This window comes from Bacillus cereus group sp. RP29 (genome assembly GCF_040459765.1).
GTDB classification, from domain to species: Bacteria; Bacillota; Bacilli; order Bacillales; family Bacillaceae_G; genus Bacillus_A; species Bacillus_A paranthracis.
The window spans coordinates 963,694-983,843 of sequence record NZ_JARVHN010000001.1; the positions used below are offsets into that span (position 1 = coordinate 963,694).

The following is a 20,150-nucleotide window of genomic DNA, read 5'->3' on the forward strand; positions in this document are numbered from 1 at the left end:
AATTTACAATGTTTATCGTAATCCTCTGACAAAAAAAGTTGTATGATTCTTATTAAGAATCATACAACTTTTACATGTAGCAAAAAAATTTTAAAGAGCGCGGTATTATTTGAAAATATTACTATGATTTAATTTTTACTTAATATTCAGTATAAGATCCTTTTGGTCTAACGCTATCAGGGCTCCAATCAACATTATATGAGTTATTCTCTCTTGAATACCCACCAAAACGGACAGGAACTTGTTTACCATAAGTCTCAACTGCATTATTTATGAAGAGATATGTACGCCCTGGTTGTACAGCACCTTCATGTTTACCATCCCCAGAAGCGTTTTTCCAATCTCTTCCCCCACTCCACACATTGGCATCTGCTTCCGCCCAAACATTGAAAGAACCTGCGGAATTGCTAGAATTCACACGCATATACATTGAGGAAGTATTATCTTTTCTACGAGCGTTTGTATAATCCCAAGCACTATTCCATTGGAAAGTAAAATTGACAGTTTCATCACTTGTATCAGCTAGCGAAAATTTACTTACTCCAAAAATACTGAAAAATGTACCTAAAGCTAATATTAATATAAGAGCGAAACGACTATTTTTTCTAATTATCATTTAACATTCTCCTCTTTTATTATTAGAATATTTTAAATAATTCCGCCTCTAAATATTAACATCTTCTTCCTATAAATGTTAATATGTGAAATTCAAATAAAATATTTCTCAATAAAAATCAGAAAAATCAATTTTTAATTCGCTTATTTTATACTTTCATAATTTGAAAACAATATTTGAAGGATGGATGTTTTAATTAGGATGGTTGAATTGTATACGAAATGGAGGAAGTGGTAACTTATCCTCTAAGTTTAGAACAAAAATTAGGTAAAAAGATATCAGCATACTGGATGTATAAAAAAGAAGGAAGCGCTATATTGATTGTATTGTAAGTCAATTTTTTTTAGAAAGAAGCAACCAGTTTTATTATTGAAAAGTATCTTTCAAATGGTTGGAGTGAATTGGTGGATAAATCTATTGTGATTTTTAAACGTTAGACAAGGAAGGGAAATTTAATCATCGGGCAAGGTTGTTTCAAGTGAGAAGCTGATCAATATTTACAAGAAGGAAAAAATAGATAAATACAAAGAAGAAGATGGTTGGTGATCAGCTAGAGGATATCAGTTGGTAAGTAGAATTATTATTTAATAAAAAAACGAGAAACATGTATGTCACAGGGTTTCTCGTTTTTTATGTTTGGTTTGAAAATCTTTTACTTATGAAGGGGCTGATGCCCTTTTAGTGGTGAGCGATTTAATTTTTGATGTAGTTTCTTCTGTATTACTTTGTAAATCATTAAATCGTATGAAGGTGTATCAAATACAATAGGTAATATTTCTTCAGGACGAATACGATTTGTGTGATCTGGATTGTTGTATAGAAATTTGCATGTGAAGGTAAGATCTGCTTCCGGTTGTGGATTTTGTTGTATCTGAATAGCACTCCAAAGATTTTTATTTTCTTGATAATAAAGAAAACAAAAATCTTGCTCAATATGTGTTTTCCATTGTTTTTCTATCTCGACTCCACGTTTAATCTTTTTGAAATTATTTAATGCAGAAGCATGTTTTTTTTCTAAGGCTGTTATAGAAGAGCTTATACTAGATATAGTATCTTCTAAGTTCGTAATATTAGCTTCGATATTTTGTTTTTGTTTGGTAAAGGAATCTAGTTGTATTGTTAAGTTGTTTTGTTTAGATTTTAATTCTTGTATTTCTTTTGATTCAGATCCAGCATAAATAAATCGAGTCCATTTACGGAATTTATTGCTGAATTGTTTTTCTGTTTCTTTGATTTTGGATTTTGTAATGCGAAGTTGCTTTTTTATATTTGCTGTGTCAATTAATAATGTGTTATGAAGGACGGACATACTGTTTTTCTCTTGGGTTTTCATTTCTTTTTCCTGAAAAAGCAGTTGTTGTTTTTGTTGGGTTTCTTGAACTGTTTGTTTTATTTTCTTGAAATCCGATTGAGCTTGTCTGTGAAAAGTAAACATTCCAGGGTGATATGAATGAAGTTTACTATGATGAAATTCCATTGTACGTGTAAGTAGTTTCTGAATTCGATCAATATTAATACTGGGTGTTCTAAAAGGACAAGGTTCACTTTTTTGTAAATCTAAAAATACAATTTGATGATGTAAAGAAAATAACTCTATTTGTGAAAAGCCCTGATTATGTTTTAAACGCCCGTAACATCCGATTTTTCTATTTTCTAGGCATTGTAAATCTGTTTCATTATAAATATGATAAGGTGATACTGACAAGCGAAATGGACGATCGGATTTATTTGAGCCTTGTTTAAATACAATGTTGATATAACCACCGTTATTACGAGCCTCAACTCTTTGTATTGTTCCATATACAATTGCGATTTTGTTTGGGTATTGTTTAGATGAGTCAATTGCTTCATCGGGAGATAGCAATAAATTTTCGATTTTTTTAGTTTCATTATCTTCGGTTATAACAGGTAATTCTCTCCAACTTTCCCCGTAGCGATTGTAAATGTCTTGCAGAGCACCGAATGTTTGTAGGTGTGAAGCTTTAGGTTTAATTGTTTTTCCTAAACCTTTTGTGGAAGATCTAATTTCAGTTTTTAATATTTGATTCATCCGATTTAATATGATGAGGCGGGCAGTTTGTTTTTCAGCAATTTCGATATGGTCGAAAGAATCAGATAGTTCTTTGTAATAATCTGATGGATCATTAAAATAGCAGCCTTTGAGATGATCATGATTTTTCTCTTGTGATTTGCGACGGAGTTTGAAGTGGGTTTTATTTCCGTTTTCATATATATAATGTGTTAATTTAGGTAGGGCATAATCAAAGGGTTCAGTATGATTTTCTTTTATCCATTTTTTATAGCAACCATAGCAATAAAAGCTATCTTTAATTAATTCATAATAAGGATGAGTGTCTCCATGTTTTAATCTTAATTTTTTAATATCTTCAGCGGTATCTTTTATCCAGTTAGAATCATTTTTTCGTACTGCATAGGGCATAGAACTTATAGAAGTCATATTTCAACATCCTTTTTAATAAATTTTCTTTTTTATTAACATAAGTTTTTTAATTTAGAAGAGTTAGTACATATTTTGTTTTGATTTGTAAAATTCTAATTTTTCTTTCGTTAAATTTATTATACTAGAATTATTGTGTTTCAGAAAAGAGAAATATTCACATGTATCTGCTGTTGTAGCAAAATTAGGGTTGAAAAATTGAAACGGCAAATAGGTATTGTATAGATGAATTCATTAATATTTAGTAATTAATAGATTGAATTAAAACGCTAAATTATTATAAAATGATAATATATTTCATGAGAGGAAGATAATTTGTGGACATTATTGACATTGACATATTAAAACCTATCTTTGATCAACTAGCTATGCGAGTAGCGATGATTTTATTCATTCCGCTACTGATTACATTATTAGGTGTTGCGATTTTAAATAGATGTAATGCACCTAAGGTTGTTATTTTATATGGTATGGTATCTGTATTTTTGTTTTCTGTGTATAAAATGTTTGGATTATTCTATATGTAAGTAGAGGACAATTTGTCTATGGAGTAAAATATAGGTATAAACTGTTTCCAGCTTTTAATGATAATTATGAATTTCAAATTTGCTGTCTTTTGATGAAAATAGTTAAGAGATTTAAGAAGTTGTACAACAATTAGTTTAAACTGGTCGATTTGTAACAACATTCCAATATCGTTTAGATCCGTTATTTACAGTACGTTATGTTCATACGACGCCGGTGTTAAATAACTTAATTAATCAGTAAATAAAAAGAAGATGGCTGTTAACAGCCATCCTTTTTTATTTTAAAGCAATAATTCGAAAAAAGTACATTGAAAGAACATAGCATATATTTAATGTTTATTCTTTGTGTTTGGGATTTTTGATTATTAACTGATTATAAAGGGTTACATATCGACCGTTTTCAATAACAGTATGTTCCGGGGCACCATAAAAAATATTATTAACGCCATATTTATCTTGGAGTTTTGAAATAATACTTTTAATGGTTTGTGTCATATCGTTTTGGGTATATAAAATCCCTTCTTCTAGTAACATATCTTCTATTGTGTCAATGTAATCATCCCCGATAAAGTTAACATCACTTTCAAGTTGAACATGTACCCATTCGAGGTAGTCATTAGCTACTTTTAGTAATTCTTCTTTCATATTGATTCATCTCCTTAATTAGAAAAAAGAGAACCTCTTTTTATAAAGGTTCTCCTATTTTCGAGAATTTATTCATATTTATAAAAATAATTCATAATAATGAATAATAGGTAGACAAGTTGTTCATAATGAGAGTAGGGTGTTTATTTGGGTTGATAAAGTTCCAAACCTTTTTCAACATGAGCAATAAAGTAATCCGCTAACTCTGGATTTTCATCATGAGTTTTTTGTAATACTTGGCATAATCGTTGTAAACGAAAATCAAGTTCATGGTTTGGAGAATCTGTTTCCTGGGTGAGAGCAGGGAACAGGTTCAGTTCTTCTTGTATTTGTTCTAGAAATGTAAGTGAAACAGTATCGGTTTTCATTGTTTCTAAATTACTGAGGTAGCCTGGTGAAACATGTAATGTTGCTGCAAGGTCATTTAGTGTAATCCCTTTGTGTTTTCGTAATGTTCGGATGGTTTGCCCGAGATGTTGTAACAAGTAAATACCTCCCTTAATTAGTTCTTAAACAAATATTTTATCTTTAAAAATATATGCAGTTGGGGAAGAAAACAGACTTTTTATAAATGACTTTTATGAAAATGAAATAGTGGAAGGAGTGGAGTTTTTGAAAGATACAGAAGCAATCGGGTACATTGTAATGGGAGTAAGTAGGATGGGATATGGATTAGATGTTATATTTCAGGCAATGGATGTAGCTCAATTGGTGTTAAATCAAACATTAAAAGAAGAATTGTGGAATGAGGATGTCTTAGAGGTAGTTGGAAATTTAGTACATGAAATAGAAATAAATGAAGACGAGTTAAAATCTGAAATGTACTGGAGTTTTGATATTCACACAGAAAACGAAGCGGGTATCATTTATAAAAAAATTATGGATTTAAGAAAGAACGAATCAAAATTAACGAGATAACAATAGTGTGATTATGTAAATAGGATTTAGCTTGAGGGAGAGCTAAATCCTATTTTTTTATTTTTAATATTACTTTTGTGTAGTTATATCTGTTATATGACATTCATAAAATTATTAGAGATATGAGGTGAGGTGGAATATGACAAGGTGGATTAATGTTCAAGAAGCGATGAAGATTTTAGAAGAAAACTATATAAAGGTAAGTTATAAAACATTTACGGATTGGCTTCGGAAGTTAGAAATTGCAGCAGTTCCATCAGAGAATCGGAAGGAGGGATGGAGTATTCGCGAGGAAGATTTATTTGAGTTTATCGATAAGAAACGTCCAGGGTTACGTCAAATTTTGCAGGAATATCAGCATCTTATTCAAGATATAAATGATGTAAAACAACAAGTACAAGTTTTATTTCATAAAAAAAATGAAGGAGAAGTTGAGTATTTGGAAGGAAGGGCGAGTATAACGAATGGGGACATTCATTTTTTATATGATGTGGTAAATATTATGTGTGAAGAGATATCAGCATTGCAAAAGCAGAATCAATGGATGAAAGATGTGTATGAACAAGTGGTAGAAGAATATGATTTATTGCAACAAAAAGTGAGTACGTTGGACGCAGTGATTGAAAACAGACAACCACTGAGCAACATAGATGAAAATAGGATTCAGGGTTTGGATGAAAAAGCATTTCAAGGGCTATTAAGAGCTCAATTTAAAAGACTCTTTCCTGATCGTACATATTCATTAAAAGGAGAGAAGGGATTGCAAATATATCAAGATTTTTGCAATCTTGTATTTCCAAAAGAAGATAAACATCTGGGGATAATAAAGAAAGGAGACGAGTATATTTATCAACGAACAGATGAAAAATCTACACAGGTAAATCGTCTTTATAATAAAGTAATAAAAGAGTTATTAGAAGATATGGAAAAAAGAGCCGTTTTGGGAAAATAGGCTCTCTTTTTCAGGGTACTTTATTCATTTTTGTAAATTAATTTTATAAAAATGAATAACTAGTTCTTAATTGGTAATAATAACCACTAAGCAACTATTCCTTTTGGTATAATATCAATCCTTGTTCAATATGAGAAATAAAATAATTTGCTAACTCGGGATTGGTATCATGTAGCGTTTTCAGTAGTTCGCATACCCGATCTAGTCGGAAATGTAATTCATGATGAGGAGAAGTTGTGTGATTCAGGGAAGGAAATAAATCAAATTCCTCATTCAATTTTGCGAGTAACGTTAAAGAAATGGTATCTGTTTTTTGTGTTTCAAGGTTACTTAAATATCCCGGAGAGACTTCAATTTGCTCAGCGAAATTTTGAAGAGAAATTCCCTTTTGCTTTCTTAAATTACGAATGGTTTGTCCTAATTGCGTAATCAATTGTAATTCCTCCTATGCAATTTGTTTTGAAAGGTGATGATTTTAATGGCTGTACAAAAGAAGCTTCAACTCAGATCGATTTCGTATATTCATGATCCTGAAGCTGCACAAAAATGGTTTCAACTATATGTGGAACTTTTAGTAGAAGTAATGAAACAAAATGATTCTATGGACAAGGATGACGTGCATACATTGTAAGCACAACATGATGGAAGGGCTGGTTGTATTGAAGAAAACAGTCGCATATTACCGTAGTTCATCTAAAAAACAAGAACACTCCGTTCGAATGCAGAAATATTATGCAAAGGCGTATTGCAGAGATCATTATATGAAGCTGGACTATGAATATGAAGATCCATATGTATCGGCTAGAATTATACATATGAATCAGCGACCGGGTTTACGAAAGTTGTTGGAAGCAATTCGAAATGATGAAATTGAACATTTAATTTTGTATAAGAGAGACCGGTTAGCAAGAAATGTAATCGAGTATATGGAAATTTATGAACTTCTTCAGGAGAAACAGATAAAAGTTCATTTTACGACTGTTGGAGAACCGGTAATGGAATACACGCCGATGAATCGCTATCTAGAAGTGATTATGGCTGGCTTCGCACAACATGAAGGTGAACAAATTAATAAACGGTTTGATGCTATGCGTCAGAGTAAATTTGATGCAGGAAAAGCAGTGAGTCGGCTGCCATATGGTTTCCAAAATAATAAAAAGAAAAAAGAAATTGAAATCGTAAAAGATGAAATGGATATAGTTATGTTTATTTTTAATGAATTTTTGAACGATACATGCACATCTTTGCAACAAATAAAAGATCGTTTAGATGGAAAAGGTTTTAAGAAACGAAAAGGACTTCCTTGGGAACTACAAGATATTAGACGTACATTAGAAAATTCCTTTTATATGGGTGTATATAGTATTCGATTGAAGGGAGTTCAACAAGAACATCAGCTAGAAGGCACAATGCCGATTGAACCGCACCAATGGGAAGCTGCGCAAGAAAAACTAAATCAAATAGTAAATAAGCGTGGTTCTACGAAAATGAAAAAGGAAATTGCTAAAGAAGATATTCTGTATCGTATAGAAGGACTCCTGCAATGTTCTTATTGTAAAAAACAATTAGAGGGAGTGGTTAAACGGAGAGGAAATACATTTTTAATAGGATATCGATGCAAAGAACATCGTTTGTATATTGATAAGGAATATATCGAACAAAAAACATTTGAAAAAATGAAATGTTTTTTTCTTAATTTACGAGAGAAAGAATTTGATGGCTTGTTTCAGCGTTACTATAGACAAAATGTAAAAGAAATAGAACGAATGATACAAGGGCATAGTCAGCGTTTAGATCAAAAGAAAAAGACAGTGCACACAAAAGTACAAAGATGGTTAACGGAAAAGAAAAATGAAAAGTTACACAAAGAATTACTTGGTTCTTATCAACATTTTCAGGAACACAAACAAATAAAAGAAGAATTGGAATTAAAACTAAATGTATTAAAAAAGGTGCCTGGTGTAGTAAAGGATTTGGAGTCTAATGTCCATAAACAACTGATGTTAGATTCCTTACCAGATTATAAGGTTATGGAGTTATTTCAAGATTTGATTTTTACTGTAATTGTAGATAGACACGGTTATGAAATTATTTTTAAACATCCATTTTTACATTATCAAGAGGTGCATACATGTGAAGACAATTCGTGATGTTTTAGAAAAAGGAAAAAAAGGAGCTTTTTATGCGAGGGTTTCATCTGATCGTCAAACAATCGATGCACAAAGACATCATGTATATGAATTTATAAAAAACTATGATTGTGAAATTGTGAAAGAATATGTAGACCCTGGAGAATCGGCATTTAAAAAGAAGTTAATCAAGCGTCCCCAAATCATGGCGTTATTACGAGACGTAGAACAGGGGAAATATGATTTTGTGATTACGTATGCAGATGACCGCCTTGCGCGATCAGAGATTGAACATGTACAAATACGAGTAATAATGAAAGAAGCGAAAACAGATGTCATATTGACGAGTACGGGAGAATTGTATACAGAGCGTGATATTATTACACAATTAATTCGAGAGGGTGGAACTCGTTATGAAGTAGAGCGAATCAGTGCACGTACGAAAGATGCGTATGGACAAAGAACAGACTATGGTCAATGGATGGGAGGACCTGTACCATTTGGATATGTACAGGATGAAAATACCAAGAATTTCTTTATTCTAGAAGATGAAAAAGAAATTGTGTTAAAGATATATCAGTTATATCAAAATGGCGAAGGGTTTGCGGATATCGCCAAAATATTAAATGAGCAAAAGGCGAAAACAAATACAATCCATTGGAAAAAGGAACGAGTAAAGCACATTTTGACCAATCCAATTTATGCAGGGTATGTTACATTCGGAAGACTAAAACCTGGATCTGGGAATAGTATTGAAGACTTATCCAAATGGAAAATGGCAAAATGTGAAGAGATTCCACCTATTATGACCAAGGAAGAATGGTTAGCTACTTTTCAAATGTTTGAGAAAAAAAGAAACAAGGAATTACCTCCCAAACAATTAAAAACAGAGTATGTTCTACGGGACTTAATTTATTGTAAAAGTTGTGATGCTCCCTTGCTTCCAAAGAATCAAGAAACTAGAGGGAAAAATGGCAAGAAGTATGGAATCAAGAAATATATGTGTTCGAATAAATTATGTAAAGTTTGGTTCTCAACAGATGAGCTACATGCACTGGTTTTTGATAGTGTTATAAAAGAGGTTACGGATAAAGTCATTTCTAAATCTCAAACAGAACTGATGTATGAAATGGAACAAATTTTAGAAAAAGACATAAAACAAATAAAAAAAGAAATCCAGCGTTTGAAAAAACAGGTGGATAATTGTCTAGTTTGGATTAAGGATGCGGAACGTGAAATAGACGAATTATATAATCAAAAGAAGAAATTGGTGGAAGTTGATCCGAAAATAGATCCTTTGTTGGATGTAATGTTGGATTATCGTTTGCATTTGTTGCACGAAATCAGGGGGACAGAGGAGTTAATCGCAAAAAAAGAAGCAGAAATGAAGCATATTGAAGACGTCGATTCTAACCAAGGTATGTTACAAAAAAATGTGTTACAAGCATTTCGAATAGAATTTACAAATTTACAAAAAGATATGAAACGAGTTCGTCAACTTTTGGTGTATTTAATTGATAAAATTATAATAGATCAAAATGGGAAAACAGAATATATTTTAAAAATAAATTTAGAGCAATAAAAAGTAACTCGGAAATTTGAGTTTCTTTTTATTGCTTTTTAATATCACAAATATGGACGTGCTATATGTTGTCATTTAGAAATATGCTAGTTTCAAAGAAAATATTTTTCTCGGCAAAAAGGTGAAGGAGTTATGCCAAGAAAAACGTTTACTCGGTATTAAGTTAGTAATGGTATACCATTACTAACTTAATACCGAGTAGTTTTTTGAAAAAGTGGGACGAGACCTTATGAGATGTAAGGTTTGTCTTTTTGGTTTTAAATAAAGAATATTCTGATTTTTGATTCTCGGTAGAAAGATGAATTATATTTTTGGGTTACGGTTTTGGGGTGAATTAATCCGGTGTATATTTGAGGTTTAGTAGTGACTCTTGAAATAAGTAAGAAGAATATGTTATGTAACATTTATAATAAGAGCTTATTTTTTTCAAAACACTATTATGATATAGATTATATTAACATGTTAATAATACCTTCCTTATATAAGGAAGGTGTTATTATTAATGAACTTTTACTTGTGAAAATATTTTGGCTTGCGTTTGATGATGTGTAATCCATTCTTTGTATGTCATTCCTACTTCTTTAGCAAAGTTTTTGCGTATTTTAGTGGGGTTTGAGGATACTCTTTAAATCCATGATATGTAAATGTTTCTTCCTTGTATCCTTGCTCTCCTAAAACAAAAGGAGGCTTAAGGGAGAAATCTAAATATTTCTCCAGTTGTATAGTAGAGGTATCGATGACAGAATTTTGATATAAAACAAATGCATGTAATGTGTGCATCAAGTCTGAACCTTCGCCTGTTGAAGGTAACTTATAATTTTTAGAAGGTTTAGTCCGTGCAAAACCTTGTACGTACTTTAAATGTTTATTATCAAGTGCGAATTCTTCACGTAAGAGACAGTATAATAATGCACTTGCATAAATACATAACCCTAATTTACGGTTATAATGATTTAGTTGTTCTAAAATCAAGTTATCTACTACATCGAATGGCACTTTTTTATTTTCTGGAGTCATTTGAAAAACAGATGCGAGTACAGCGTGATGAACATATCTAATATTTTTAAGTAATGCAGCTTGTTGCATTGAGCTTAGATTTATAAATGGCTTCGGAGGAAAAAATTCGATTGTTGATGCATCATATTTAAAACCAGTTAACCACCTTTTTTGCCATTGGGATACTAAAACGTTGGTACTTTGTTTTACGCTGTTAAAAGAATGATATCTTTCTGCGTCGGTCATCATTAGTAACACTCCTTACTGTAAATTTGATTTAACATTTAATAATCTATATATTAGTTATAATAAATGTAATGGTAAGAAAAATAAACAGCTATCTCCTACGATAGCTGTTTATTTTTAGTTTGGTTACTTTTCTTTTCTAACACCTTTGAAAGGTGTTGTACTACTTGTTTTTTGGTCAAGGAATCGTCCGGTTGCGCTGTCACGCTTAATCCAATTTCCGTTTGGACCTTGTAATTGGCTACGCCCTTTTACTGCGCCAATACGTCCTTTTCCAGGTTCTCCATTTTTCGCCATGAAAATTCTCCTTTCTTCTGTGCTTCATGATGTATATCTTGTTGTATGATTATTATTTTATATGAAAGTATTAGATTTTTATATCATTTTTAGTGTCAACTTATTCAACTACAACATTCTCATAAATTCTTCTTCGCTAATAATTTCAAGCTCCTTCCCCTGTGCAATCAATTTTTCTGCTTTCTCTAATTTAGAAGATTTATTTCCTTTTATCATCACGTTGTCGAAATCTCCGATGATAATATAGTTAGTGTTTTTGTTAATACCGTTTTGTGGAATGCCACCTTTATTAGCAATTAACTGTGCGGCTTCTATACGAGTATACGCATTTAATTTGCCTGTAAATACGATATGTTTTTGATAAAAAGGATGATCTTCAGATACTTCTGTTGCTACGTTAATATCTTTTAAATTTAAAGAGGAGTAGGATTGAGATTGAACTAATGAAGATCTATAGGTGTTACCAGAGATTTCGCCAGTTCTAATGTGTGTTTTGGAATAAATTTCTTCTATATTTGGTAGATCATATTTATGAGATAGTTGTAACATGAGTTGAGCACAAGCCCTTGCATCTTCCAAAGCATTATGATGGTTATTTAATTCAATGCTAAAATGTTTGCAAAGGTATTTTAAGGTATAGCTCTTTTCTCCGGTTATTAATTTTTTTGATAGTTGGTATGTACAAAGTAAGTTGTTATAAACAGATGGAAGTTCATACCGTCTTAAACTATCCCGGAGTGCGTATCCATCAAAAGGAAGATAATGAGCGACTAATAATTTGTTTTCAAATCTTTTTTTATACGCTTCATAAAATTCTGGAAATGTGAGGGCGTCTTTTACATCACTTGGTGTAATTCCGTGAATAGCGATATTATAATAGTCAAAATCTTCTTCTGGATTAATTAATTCATAGAGGGTATCAATGATTTCTCCATTTTCGACAAAGACCATACCAACAGCACAAATGCTATGACGATGATGGTTAGCAGTCTCAAAATCAAAAGCTACGAAATTATGCATTTTGCACCGCCTTCTCGATAATAACGCGTGTAATAAGGGTATATGTTGTAACCACGTTCTTCGGGATCTGCCACATGTTTATGAATCTCGTCTAATATCTTTTGAGTCAGTTCTTCACGAGTGGGCGCAAAACAACTACGTCCATGCCCGACGAATCGCCATATATAAGATTTTCGTTTGTTTGTATTTCCTTCCGAATCTATATAGGATTCAAATCCGAAGAGTACATAGCCTATTCTATTTTCTAAATGCCATAATTCGTAAATAGGAATGTTTTTTAAGTTTTTATATGCAGAGATTTCTTTTGTGAAAGATTGATAAGAACGTACTCCGTGGTCAAATAAAAACAGTAATGCATCATTTTTATGTACAAAAGATTCTTTGATACCTGTATCAGTCTCCGCAACATATCGTTCATCCATAGGCAGATCGGGATGCGGATTGGTGAAATAAAATAGTTTGCCGTGTTTCAATGCAAACACTCCCTTTCTAATTGAATATTTTTAATTTTATATTATTAGTATATAACATATATGGAAAGAGGAGTTAATTGAATAGTCATTTTTATACATAATTTCTATGTGAAGACAATTTGATCAGCGTATAAATTAATTCTTTTGTAGGTTACTACATCTTTTTATTTTTGAGTGTTATGGTCTTAACTTTGTATAAGAAACTCTATTATTATAAAATATGAAATATAAAATAAAGAAACAAATAATAAGAACGAATCATGTCAAAAAGGAAAAGGTGTACAAGGATGAAGAAATTCGACTTAAACATTGAAAAAGTTTTGGAACATTGGACTGTAGCACATGCATTAAGGGAAATCATCGCGAATGCATTGGATGAATCGAATTTAAGTGAAACAAAAGAACCTATTATATGGAAAGATGATGATGGAAAATGGCATATTAAAGATTATGGAAGAGGGCTAAAACATAATCATTTAACACAAAACGAAAATAAAGAAAAAATGAGCCGTGTTGAAAAAGTAATTGGAAAATTTGGAGTCGGATTGAAAGACGCTTTGGCAACCTTTGATAGAAGAAACATACATGTATTGATAAAATCTAAGTATAATGACATTACAATTAAAAAGTTATCAAAAGAAGGATTTGCGGATATTACGACATTGCATGCAATCGTTCAAGAACCTTCGAATTGCAATATGGTTGGGACCGAATTTATTTTAGGAGGGCTGCAAGATTCAGATATTGAAAAAGCGAAAGATTTTTTCTTGTTATATTCAGGAGAACAAGTGATTGAAGAAACAAAATATGGCGCTTTACTCGAAAAAGTGGATAATAAGGAATCTCGCATTTATGTGAATGGACTCTGCGTAGCTGAGGAAGAAAATTTGCTGTTTTCCTACAATATTACTTCACCAACTAAAAAACTTTTAAAATCGTTAAACAGAGAAAGAACAAATGTAGGAAGAAGTGCGTATTCGGATCGAATGAAATCCATCTTACTGGCATGTACTGGATCTGTATTTGCGGAAAAATTGGTAAGCGATCTTGAAAAAATTCAAAAAGGTAACTCTCATGATGAGCTGCAATGGATAGATGTGCAACTGCACGCATGTAAGATTTTAAACTCGAAAGAAAAAATATTGTTTTTAACCTCGGATGACTTAATCGGGGGCAGTAAATATATCAATTATGCGAAAGATGAAGGGCATAGAATTGTTACCATACCAGAAACGCTTGCACTCAAATTATCCAAAGCAAAAGATATTTCTGGAAATGAAATCGTGAATTTGGATTACTATTCAGTGCATTGGAATGATAGTTTTGAATTTAAATTTGTAGATGAAAAAGACTTAAGTAAAAAAGAAAAGGAAATTTATGAGTTAAAACATGTGATTCAAGGATGGTTTCCGAAAAATATAAAACCTGTAAAGGAAATCAAGATTTCTGAAACCATGAGACCTGATAGCTTTACTGGATCAGATGCGTTAGGATTATGGGATAAATCGGACCGTACCATTATCATAAAAAGAAGCCAATTGAAAAGTGTTGAAGCATATACTGGAACGTTAATTCATGAATTTGTTCATGCTTATACAGATACAGATGATGAAACGATAGAATTTGAAAGCGGATTAACAGATATGTTAGGTAAAATAGCGACAATGGTCATAACGAGTAAAGAAAAAGATACATGGTTCAAACGAGTGTTCAAGTTTTAGTAAGTAGGTCCCTTGCTACTTTCTAACGTTGAAGTGGTGAGCTTCTCGCGATAATGATAAAAAGAGGTTGTCCCAAAAGGTCGTTAAAAATGAACTTTTGGAGACAATTTCTTATGTTTTACCTTTATATGGATAAAACCCCAATCATAAGTAGAAAACCAATAGGTTTTCTACTTATGATTGGGGTTTTTTTGCTTTTGATTGAGCTCGGTAAAGAATGTTCTTTACTGTTTTTTGAACCGATTTATTTTTCCGAAAGAGTTTTGATTTTCTTTTTGTTCCCCAAAAATTTATCGAATAATTCCATAGGTGATATATTTTTTTGTTTTTCTTAATATTAAAATATATGATTTGACGCTATCCCGTCTTTTGTTCTCAATTCCTAAACGCGTGATTTAAGGTTCTTCTATGTAGTAAATAAGGGCACTTGTGGTACAAAAAAAATCTCGCAATGTTTTTTTATTTTTTATAAATTCATTTCCATGAAATGTTTTTACTGAAATGAATTTTATACCTTGTTAAAGACATACTAATATTAAAACAAGCTGTTTTAATATTAGTAATGAAAAAACAGCAGAATGTCATATCTTTTATAAAAGGATAAAAATTTTTCATATGAAATTCGGTAGTCTAGTGGTTCGGAGATGGGAAGGTGAAAGCAGTGGAGTCTTACGCAGTATATGTTCGTGTGTCAACTGACCGAGATGAACAAGTTTCATCTGTCGAAAACCAAATAGATATCTGCCGGAACTGGTTAGAACGAAATGGATTCAATTGGGATGAGAAACGTGTTTTTAAAGATGAAGGGGTAAGTGGAACTTTATTTGTAGACAGACCATCTATTCAATTACTGTTAAAAAAGGCAAAAGCAAAAGAAATTAATATGGTTGTTTTTAAATCTATTTCCCGTTTAGCGAGGGATTTGAAGGATTCGTTAGAAATTCGCGAAGTATTTTTAGCTCATCATGTTCGAATTATTTCTGTTGAAGAAGGCTACGATTCTATAAAGGCTGGCAAAAACGATATGGCATTTGAACTTTGGTCTTTGTTTTCGGCTCAATACAGTAGAACGCTTTCTTCTAGTATTACGGCAGCATTGGCGGTAAAAGTTCGTCGCGGGGAGCATATCGGGAAAATTCCATATGGGTATAATCGTGAAGAGCAAAAATTGGTGATTAATGAGGAGGAAGCGCAAGTTGTCAAAATGATGTATAAATGGTATTGCGAAGGTTTGGGATATAAAAAGATAACAAATGAATTAAATCGATTGGGTATAAAGTCGAAAACTAAAAAGAACTGGCAAATGACATCGGTTCAAAGAATCCTTCAAAGTGCAATTTATAAAGGAACTTTTATTTTAAACCAATATACTTCAGTAAAAGTTGGCGGTAAGAAAAAACAAATCCGGAACCCAAAAGAAAAATGGTTTGTTTTTCCTAACCATCACCCAAAGATTGTGGAAGAAGAGATATGGAATCAAGCGAATCGAAAAAAAAATAAAACAAATAAAACGAAAATCACAGCTTGGAATGAATTTCGCAATCTAGCAAAATGCGCGGTTTGTGGTTCTAATATGGTAATTGTACAGTCTCATTTGAAAAAGAAAAGTGGGGAGCGAACAGAATGGAAATATTTAAAGTGTTCTCAATATCGTCGGGCAGGAAAACATGGTTGTGTAAATCATGTGCCAATTCAATATGGGCATTTTCGTCAGTTCATTATAAATTTATTAGTGGGAAAAGGAGAGTCTGTTTCTTTAAGACTTCAAAGTAATGTTGAAAAGGGGCAAGAGAAAAATATAAAGAAGTTGCAACAGCTTGTGAGTACAAATCAGCAAAAGAAAAAAGCACTGCTAGATTTGTACTTAGAAGAACTTATTAATAAAGGAGAGTTTGAACAAAAACGGAACGATCTTGAAGCGGAAATAACCAAAGCGAATCATGAGTTACTGGTAATACAAAATGGTAATCATGTTCAAATTGATATTCAAACGATAAAACAAGCTTTTGAGCAGTTACAAAAGCAAGAGCAAGATTTGATTCATGTATTTCAAGCGTTAATTCAAAAAATAAGTATTCATCAAGATGGAGCGATAGATATTACATACACTTTTGAAAGTCCATTATAAGAAGGGATATTATACATATTCCTTCTTAATTTTTGTATTAGAAAATAATATTGTACAAGTAGTTATATATTCATTTTCCTTGCATATTTTTTAATGATATGGAATAAAGGGGGATATGAAAAATGTATATTTTGAATGATATAAATCTTGAAGAAGATACACTTTTAGAATCTTATCCAGTTTGTATGAAGGATAAATATAATGGAGAGATTTCTTGTATGGGTATATTAGTGAAAAGGGAAATAGAAAATCATCAATCAAAATTGGAAGGTACACACTATTATCAATTTGTCTATTTTTATGGAAAAAGTCCTATTAATTTTTCTAAATCAGACTATAAGGAATTGCAAGAAAGGGTCCGCTTTGATATGGATCTCGAAATGGTTGCGGATTTCCGATATTCTTTTAGTGAATATAGTTCATCTCCAGGATTGAGTTCATCAATTAAAAATAAGAACTCTTTAACGGACATATTAGGGGATGATATTATGCAGGTTAGCTATGAATATCGCATTTAGGAGATGTTCCTCTTAGTATCTGTAAAAACTAAACAGCTCAAATATTAGGATTAGAAGGCGCTTATAAGCAGTAGTTGAGTTTGTTCATATGGGAGGGATGAACTATAAGAAAGCAGCCGACTTTTACATAAAAGTCGGCAATTTTTCTTTCTATTTAATCTTTAAAAGATATGTATTCTTTAACGGTATAGGTGATTCATATCAAAAGTACCCTGGAAATTAGGGTGCTTTAGTTATATATATTTATGTTAGTATCTAATTAGAGAAATGTATTTGTTAAGAGAGATACTTTGAGAAAATAAATTAATTCTATTCAGAGAGGGATAATTATGGGGATATTCAATACAATCAAGAAGTTATTTTCTAATCCGGCTGTTAAGGAGTCTAATAATGGTCCAATGATGAATTCAGAGCGTCATTTAGGTAATGTTAAACAAAATAAATATTACGATTTTATTGATAAGGATACAATTCGACCAATATCAACGATTCTATTACAAACGGATAGCAAGCAAACATGGGATTCGTTCTTTTCTGTAGCCAAGAAAAATCCTAAATTAATAAATTTTGAAATCAGGTCTCGTAGGAAATTTCGTCATCTTTATCATAATCAAGATTTACTTGTTGTCGAAGCGGCAGGAACTATTGAAATGATTACTAAAGAGCAAGTACAACAAATCAATTTAAAAGAAACGCCATTAGAAAAAATGCATCCTGTTGCTGTAAATCATATGGGTGTTCTACTTCACGATAAAGAAAAGGTTGCTTTTGTACATTATAAGAATCAACGAGCTATTGTATATGAATTTCAATGGCAGCCTTTTAGATTTGCCATAGGTAACGATTTTTGGTTAGTGGGAACACGGGAAACATATGACGGTCCAGGTAAACTCTATTGTTTTGACTTTAATGGAGATTTAAAATGGGGCATTGCTTTTAAAGAAGTATTCTCTACGATGTTTGGTGAGCTTAGTTTTATGCCTTATTTACTTGAGGTGTCAGCAGATTCAACGGATATTTTTGTCTCGAGTATGGATAGATTGTATCGATTGGACAATAATGGTAATTTGAAAGCGAGAATTGCTATTTCTGAACTGAAAGAAAAAGAATTACAACAGAAACAAGAAGAGCTTCAACATGAATTATCTGCACCGCCAAAAAGTGAAGAAGAAGCAATAAGTATGTCCGCTAAACAATTAGCAGCTCAATTTACTATGGGATTTGAGAGAATGAGTTTTAATTCGCCATTCGCTGGTTTTGCGCATGATTACAAAACTGACATGGTGTTCATTTTAGAAGAGAAGGGGCGAGTTTCTGCCTGGGATAGTAGTGGGAGGCTCAAATGGATTAATGCATTTAAAAATGAAGGTAGGTATATCTGTTGGATAGAGAATAAATTGGTTGTCTCTTTTAAATCTGGAGAAACCTTCTGGTTAAACAGGGATGGGAAATTTATTTATGGAGCACAGTTACCAAAACAAGCTTCCACTATTCAATTGATTCCTAATCAAGAAAAATATTTAGTTGTATGTGAAGATAATAGATTGTATGAACTATACAAAGATACCGGTAACCTCATAACAGGTTCAGAAGGGCATCCTGGAATGGAACTATTCATTTTATTTGGTCGAAATGTATTTTTTGATGGAGGGGTTCATAATCAAGGGTATTTTTGGCTAGCTCCTGAAAATCACCAATGGCAACATTTTGAGGCTAAAACCTTTAAGGATGTAGACAAGGTTGTTGTTCAAAGTGAGGTGGCACCTGAGATTGCTGCGACTAAGCAGTTTACGGGGGGATGGGAGATAAAGAATAAAAAAGAGTGGTTTGGTAATCGGGTTATTGACATGAAAAACCAAAGGGTCTATGTGGTTGAGGAAGGACCGCGGAAGTCAATCAATGAATTGGTAAATTTATCTGATAAACAAAGAGAAAAAGACCGTTTGAGTCATAAATTAGTGTGCTATGACCTTGGTGGAAATATTATTTGGGAAAACCATATATATTCATCTATGTGATCGCTATTTTTATCTTTAGATGGAGAGGTTTTGTTCACAAGTATACCTTCAGAAGCGGAAATTACTTATCTTCCTGGGCATATTGTTACCTATTCAAAAGATGGTCAGCAACTTGATAAATTCAAAGTAGATGCTCATGGATTTAATCTAGATTTTATTTCCGAGGACAGGGCTATTGTTCATTTTGCTTCTGATAGAGGGGAGAAGTCTGTTTCTGGTATGTTCGAGATCAACGGCAAAGGAAAGTGGAGACTAAAGATATCTGAATCCGATGTCGAAAGTGAAAAACGGAATGTGTTCGGCGCAGGATTAAACGATGTAAGTCTACCTAACTTCAGATTAAAAAGAACAGACAAGAAAAAATATGAATTGGAAAATCGAAATAGTAAAATAGAATTAAAGTTTTCGGCGGCTATTTATGAAGCTTATGAAACACCGGAACATAATTTGGTATTGCGAATAGGAACAAGATTGGTATCGTTCTATAACATGAATTTAGAGAAAACCCTTGAAGTTAAAGAACAAGAAAGTATTCAATCTATGACATTGGGATCGAGTAGCTTAGTGGTTGTCACAAAAACAGAAGTAAAAAGTTACAATTATCAAGGTGAAGTCTTGTGGAGGTATAGCCCTCTTCCAAAAGCGTTTGAATCGAGGGTAATATGGATTCCGAATAAGAACATTTACCTATGGGTAGTATCAAATAATTTGGAAACGATAGTCGCGGCTATACATGAGAATGGGAACGTGCTAAAAAGTCATTCTTTTAACAAGAATAGCTATCATCATTCTATCTTGGTCTATCCTGAAGAGTGTTGTTTTGTAGCTCAAACAAATGAAGTTATTAAAGGATACAGTATTTAATAATTAATATGGATACATCACTTGTTTAATTTTTTGGTTCTG

The 20,150-nt window shown here is 32.1% G+C and carries 20 protein-coding genes; 11 read left to right on the forward strand and 9 right to left on the reverse strand.

The features are described 5' to 3' along the window. Positions 1–139: 139 nt before the first annotated feature. Positions 140–616, reverse strand: coding sequence for a hypothetical protein (locus QCI47_RS05015; protein WP_076868781.1), 477 nt, complete (start codon positions 614–616; stop codon positions 140–142). Between the two features lie 652 nt (positions 617–1,268). Further along, positions 1,269–3,074, reverse strand: coding sequence for a hypothetical protein (locus QCI47_RS05020; RefSeq protein WP_076868780.1), 1,806 nt, complete (start codon positions 3,072–3,074; stop codon positions 1,269–1,271). A gap of 317 nt (positions 3,075–3,391) precedes the next feature. Here QCI47_RS05020 and QCI47_RS05025 point away from each other — a divergent pair, with 317 nt between their 5' ends. Then, a complete protein-coding gene (locus QCI47_RS05025; RefSeq protein WP_000351252.1) occupies positions 3,392–3,601 on the forward strand; it encodes a hypothetical protein in 210 nt (69 codons plus the stop codon). Positions 3,602–3,937: 336 nt separating this feature from the next. Here QCI47_RS05025 and QCI47_RS05030 read toward each other — a convergent pair whose 3' ends face one another. Together QCI47_RS05030 and QCI47_RS05035 are read right to left on the reverse strand one after the other, a co-directional pair. Continuing rightward, positions 3,938–4,246, reverse strand: a complete 309-nt coding sequence (locus QCI47_RS05030; RefSeq protein ID WP_076868779.1) for a hypothetical protein — start codon at positions 4,244–4,246, stop codon at positions 3,938–3,940. Between the two features lie 143 nt (positions 4,247–4,389). Next, the gene (locus tag QCI47_RS05035) at positions 4,390–4,731 is read right to left on the reverse strand and encodes a helix-turn-helix domain-containing protein (protein WP_076868778.1); all 342 of its coding nucleotides are present in this window, start codon (positions 4,729–4,731) and stop codon (positions 4,390–4,392) included. 118 nt (positions 4,732–4,849) lie between these two features. Between QCI47_RS05035 and QCI47_RS05040 the strand changes: the two genes are divergently transcribed. After that, on the forward strand, positions 4,850–5,164 hold the full coding sequence (locus QCI47_RS05040; protein ID WP_254848097.1) for a hypothetical protein: 315 nt from the start codon (positions 4,850–4,852) through the stop codon (positions 5,162–5,164). A 139-nt stretch (positions 5,165–5,303) separates the two neighbouring features. Then, positions 5,304–6,116, forward strand: a complete 813-nt coding sequence (locus QCI47_RS05045; RefSeq protein ID WP_076868776.1) for a DNA-binding protein — start codon at positions 5,304–5,306, stop codon at positions 6,114–6,116. A gap of 94 nt (positions 6,117–6,210) precedes the next feature. On the opposite strand, the gene QCI47_RS05050 is transcribed toward QCI47_RS05045, so the two are convergent. After that, on the reverse strand, positions 6,211–6,549 hold the full coding sequence (locus QCI47_RS05050; RefSeq protein ID WP_000632660.1) for a helix-turn-helix domain-containing protein: 339 nt from the start codon (positions 6,547–6,549) through the stop codon (positions 6,211–6,213). Positions 6,550–6,594: 45 nt separating this feature from the next. Between QCI47_RS05050 and QCI47_RS05055 the strand changes: the two genes are divergently transcribed. The 3 genes from QCI47_RS05055 to QCI47_RS05065 are packed head-to-tail and all read left to right on the forward strand — an operon-like array spanning position 6,595 to position 9,827. Continuing rightward, positions 6,595–6,747 (forward strand): hypothetical protein, encoded by a 153-nt coding sequence (locus tag QCI47_RS05055; protein ID WP_175879545.1) that lies wholly within the window; start codon positions 6,595–6,597, stop codon positions 6,745–6,747. A 28-nt stretch (positions 6,748–6,775) separates the two neighbouring features. Further along, entirely contained in the window at positions 6,776–8,266 is a 1,491-nt protein-coding gene (locus QCI47_RS05060; RefSeq protein WP_258959472.1) for a recombinase family protein, read from the forward strand. Then, complete coding sequence (locus QCI47_RS05065; protein WP_072770216.1) at positions 8,250–9,827, forward strand: recombinase family protein; 1,578 nt, start codon at positions 8,250–8,252, stop codon at positions 9,825–9,827. The genes QCI47_RS05060 and QCI47_RS05065 overlap by 17 nt, the downstream gene beginning before the upstream one ends. Positions 9,828–10,400: 573 nt before the next feature. On the opposite strand, the gene QCI47_RS05070 is transcribed toward QCI47_RS05065, so the two are convergent. The 4 genes from QCI47_RS05070 to QCI47_RS05085 form a co-directional block, all read right to left on the reverse strand. Next, positions 10,401–11,072: a hypothetical protein gene (locus QCI47_RS05070; RefSeq protein WP_088106397.1), complete on the reverse strand. Its 672-nt coding sequence runs from the start codon at positions 11,070–11,072 to the stop codon at positions 10,401–10,403. Positions 11,073–11,195: 123 nt separating this feature from the next. Further along, positions 11,196–11,366, reverse strand: coding sequence for a hypothetical protein (locus QCI47_RS05075; protein ID WP_001097071.1), 171 nt, complete (start codon positions 11,364–11,366; stop codon positions 11,196–11,198). Positions 11,367–11,474: 108 nt separating this feature from the next. Continuing rightward, a complete protein-coding gene (locus QCI47_RS05080) occupies positions 11,475–12,386 on the reverse strand; it encodes an exonuclease domain-containing protein (RefSeq protein ID WP_000551413.1) in 912 nt (303 codons plus the stop codon). Next, positions 12,371–12,868, reverse strand: a complete 498-nt coding sequence (locus QCI47_RS05085; protein ID WP_088106398.1) for a hypothetical protein — start codon at positions 12,866–12,868, stop codon at positions 12,371–12,373. Before QCI47_RS05085 ends, QCI47_RS05080 begins: the two co-directional genes overlap by 16 nt. A gap of 278 nt (positions 12,869–13,146) precedes the next feature. Here QCI47_RS05085 and QCI47_RS05090 point away from each other — a divergent pair, with 278 nt between their 5' ends. The 5 genes from QCI47_RS05090 to QCI47_RS05110 all read left to right on the forward strand — a co-directional run bounded on the left by QCI47_RS05090 (position 13,147) and on the right by QCI47_RS05110 (position 20,108). Next, positions 13,147–14,580, forward strand: coding sequence for an ATP-binding protein (locus QCI47_RS05090; RefSeq protein ID WP_088106399.1), 1,434 nt, complete (start codon positions 13,147–13,149; stop codon positions 14,578–14,580). A 652-nt stretch (positions 14,581–15,232) separates the two neighbouring features. Continuing rightward, on the forward strand, positions 15,233–16,708 hold the full coding sequence (locus QCI47_RS05095; RefSeq protein WP_000648666.1) for a recombinase family protein: 1,476 nt from the start codon (positions 15,233–15,235) through the stop codon (positions 16,706–16,708). A gap of 122 nt (positions 16,709–16,830) precedes the next feature. Further along, positions 16,831–17,226, forward strand: a complete 396-nt coding sequence (locus QCI47_RS05100; protein WP_088106401.1) for a hypothetical protein — start codon at positions 16,831–16,833, stop codon at positions 17,224–17,226. Positions 17,227–17,555: 329 nt separating this feature from the next. Then, positions 17,556–19,244 carry a hypothetical protein gene (locus tag QCI47_RS05105; protein ID WP_258959473.1) on the forward strand — a complete coding sequence of 563 codons (1,689 nt, stop codon included), beginning with the start codon at positions 17,556–17,558 and terminating at the stop codon, positions 19,242–19,244. 30 nt (positions 19,245–19,274) lie between these two features. Beyond that, complete coding sequence (locus QCI47_RS05110) at positions 19,275–20,108, forward strand: hypothetical protein (RefSeq protein ID WP_258959474.1); 834 nt, start codon at positions 19,275–19,277, stop codon at positions 20,106–20,108. Positions 20,109–20,150: the final 42 nt, after the last annotated feature.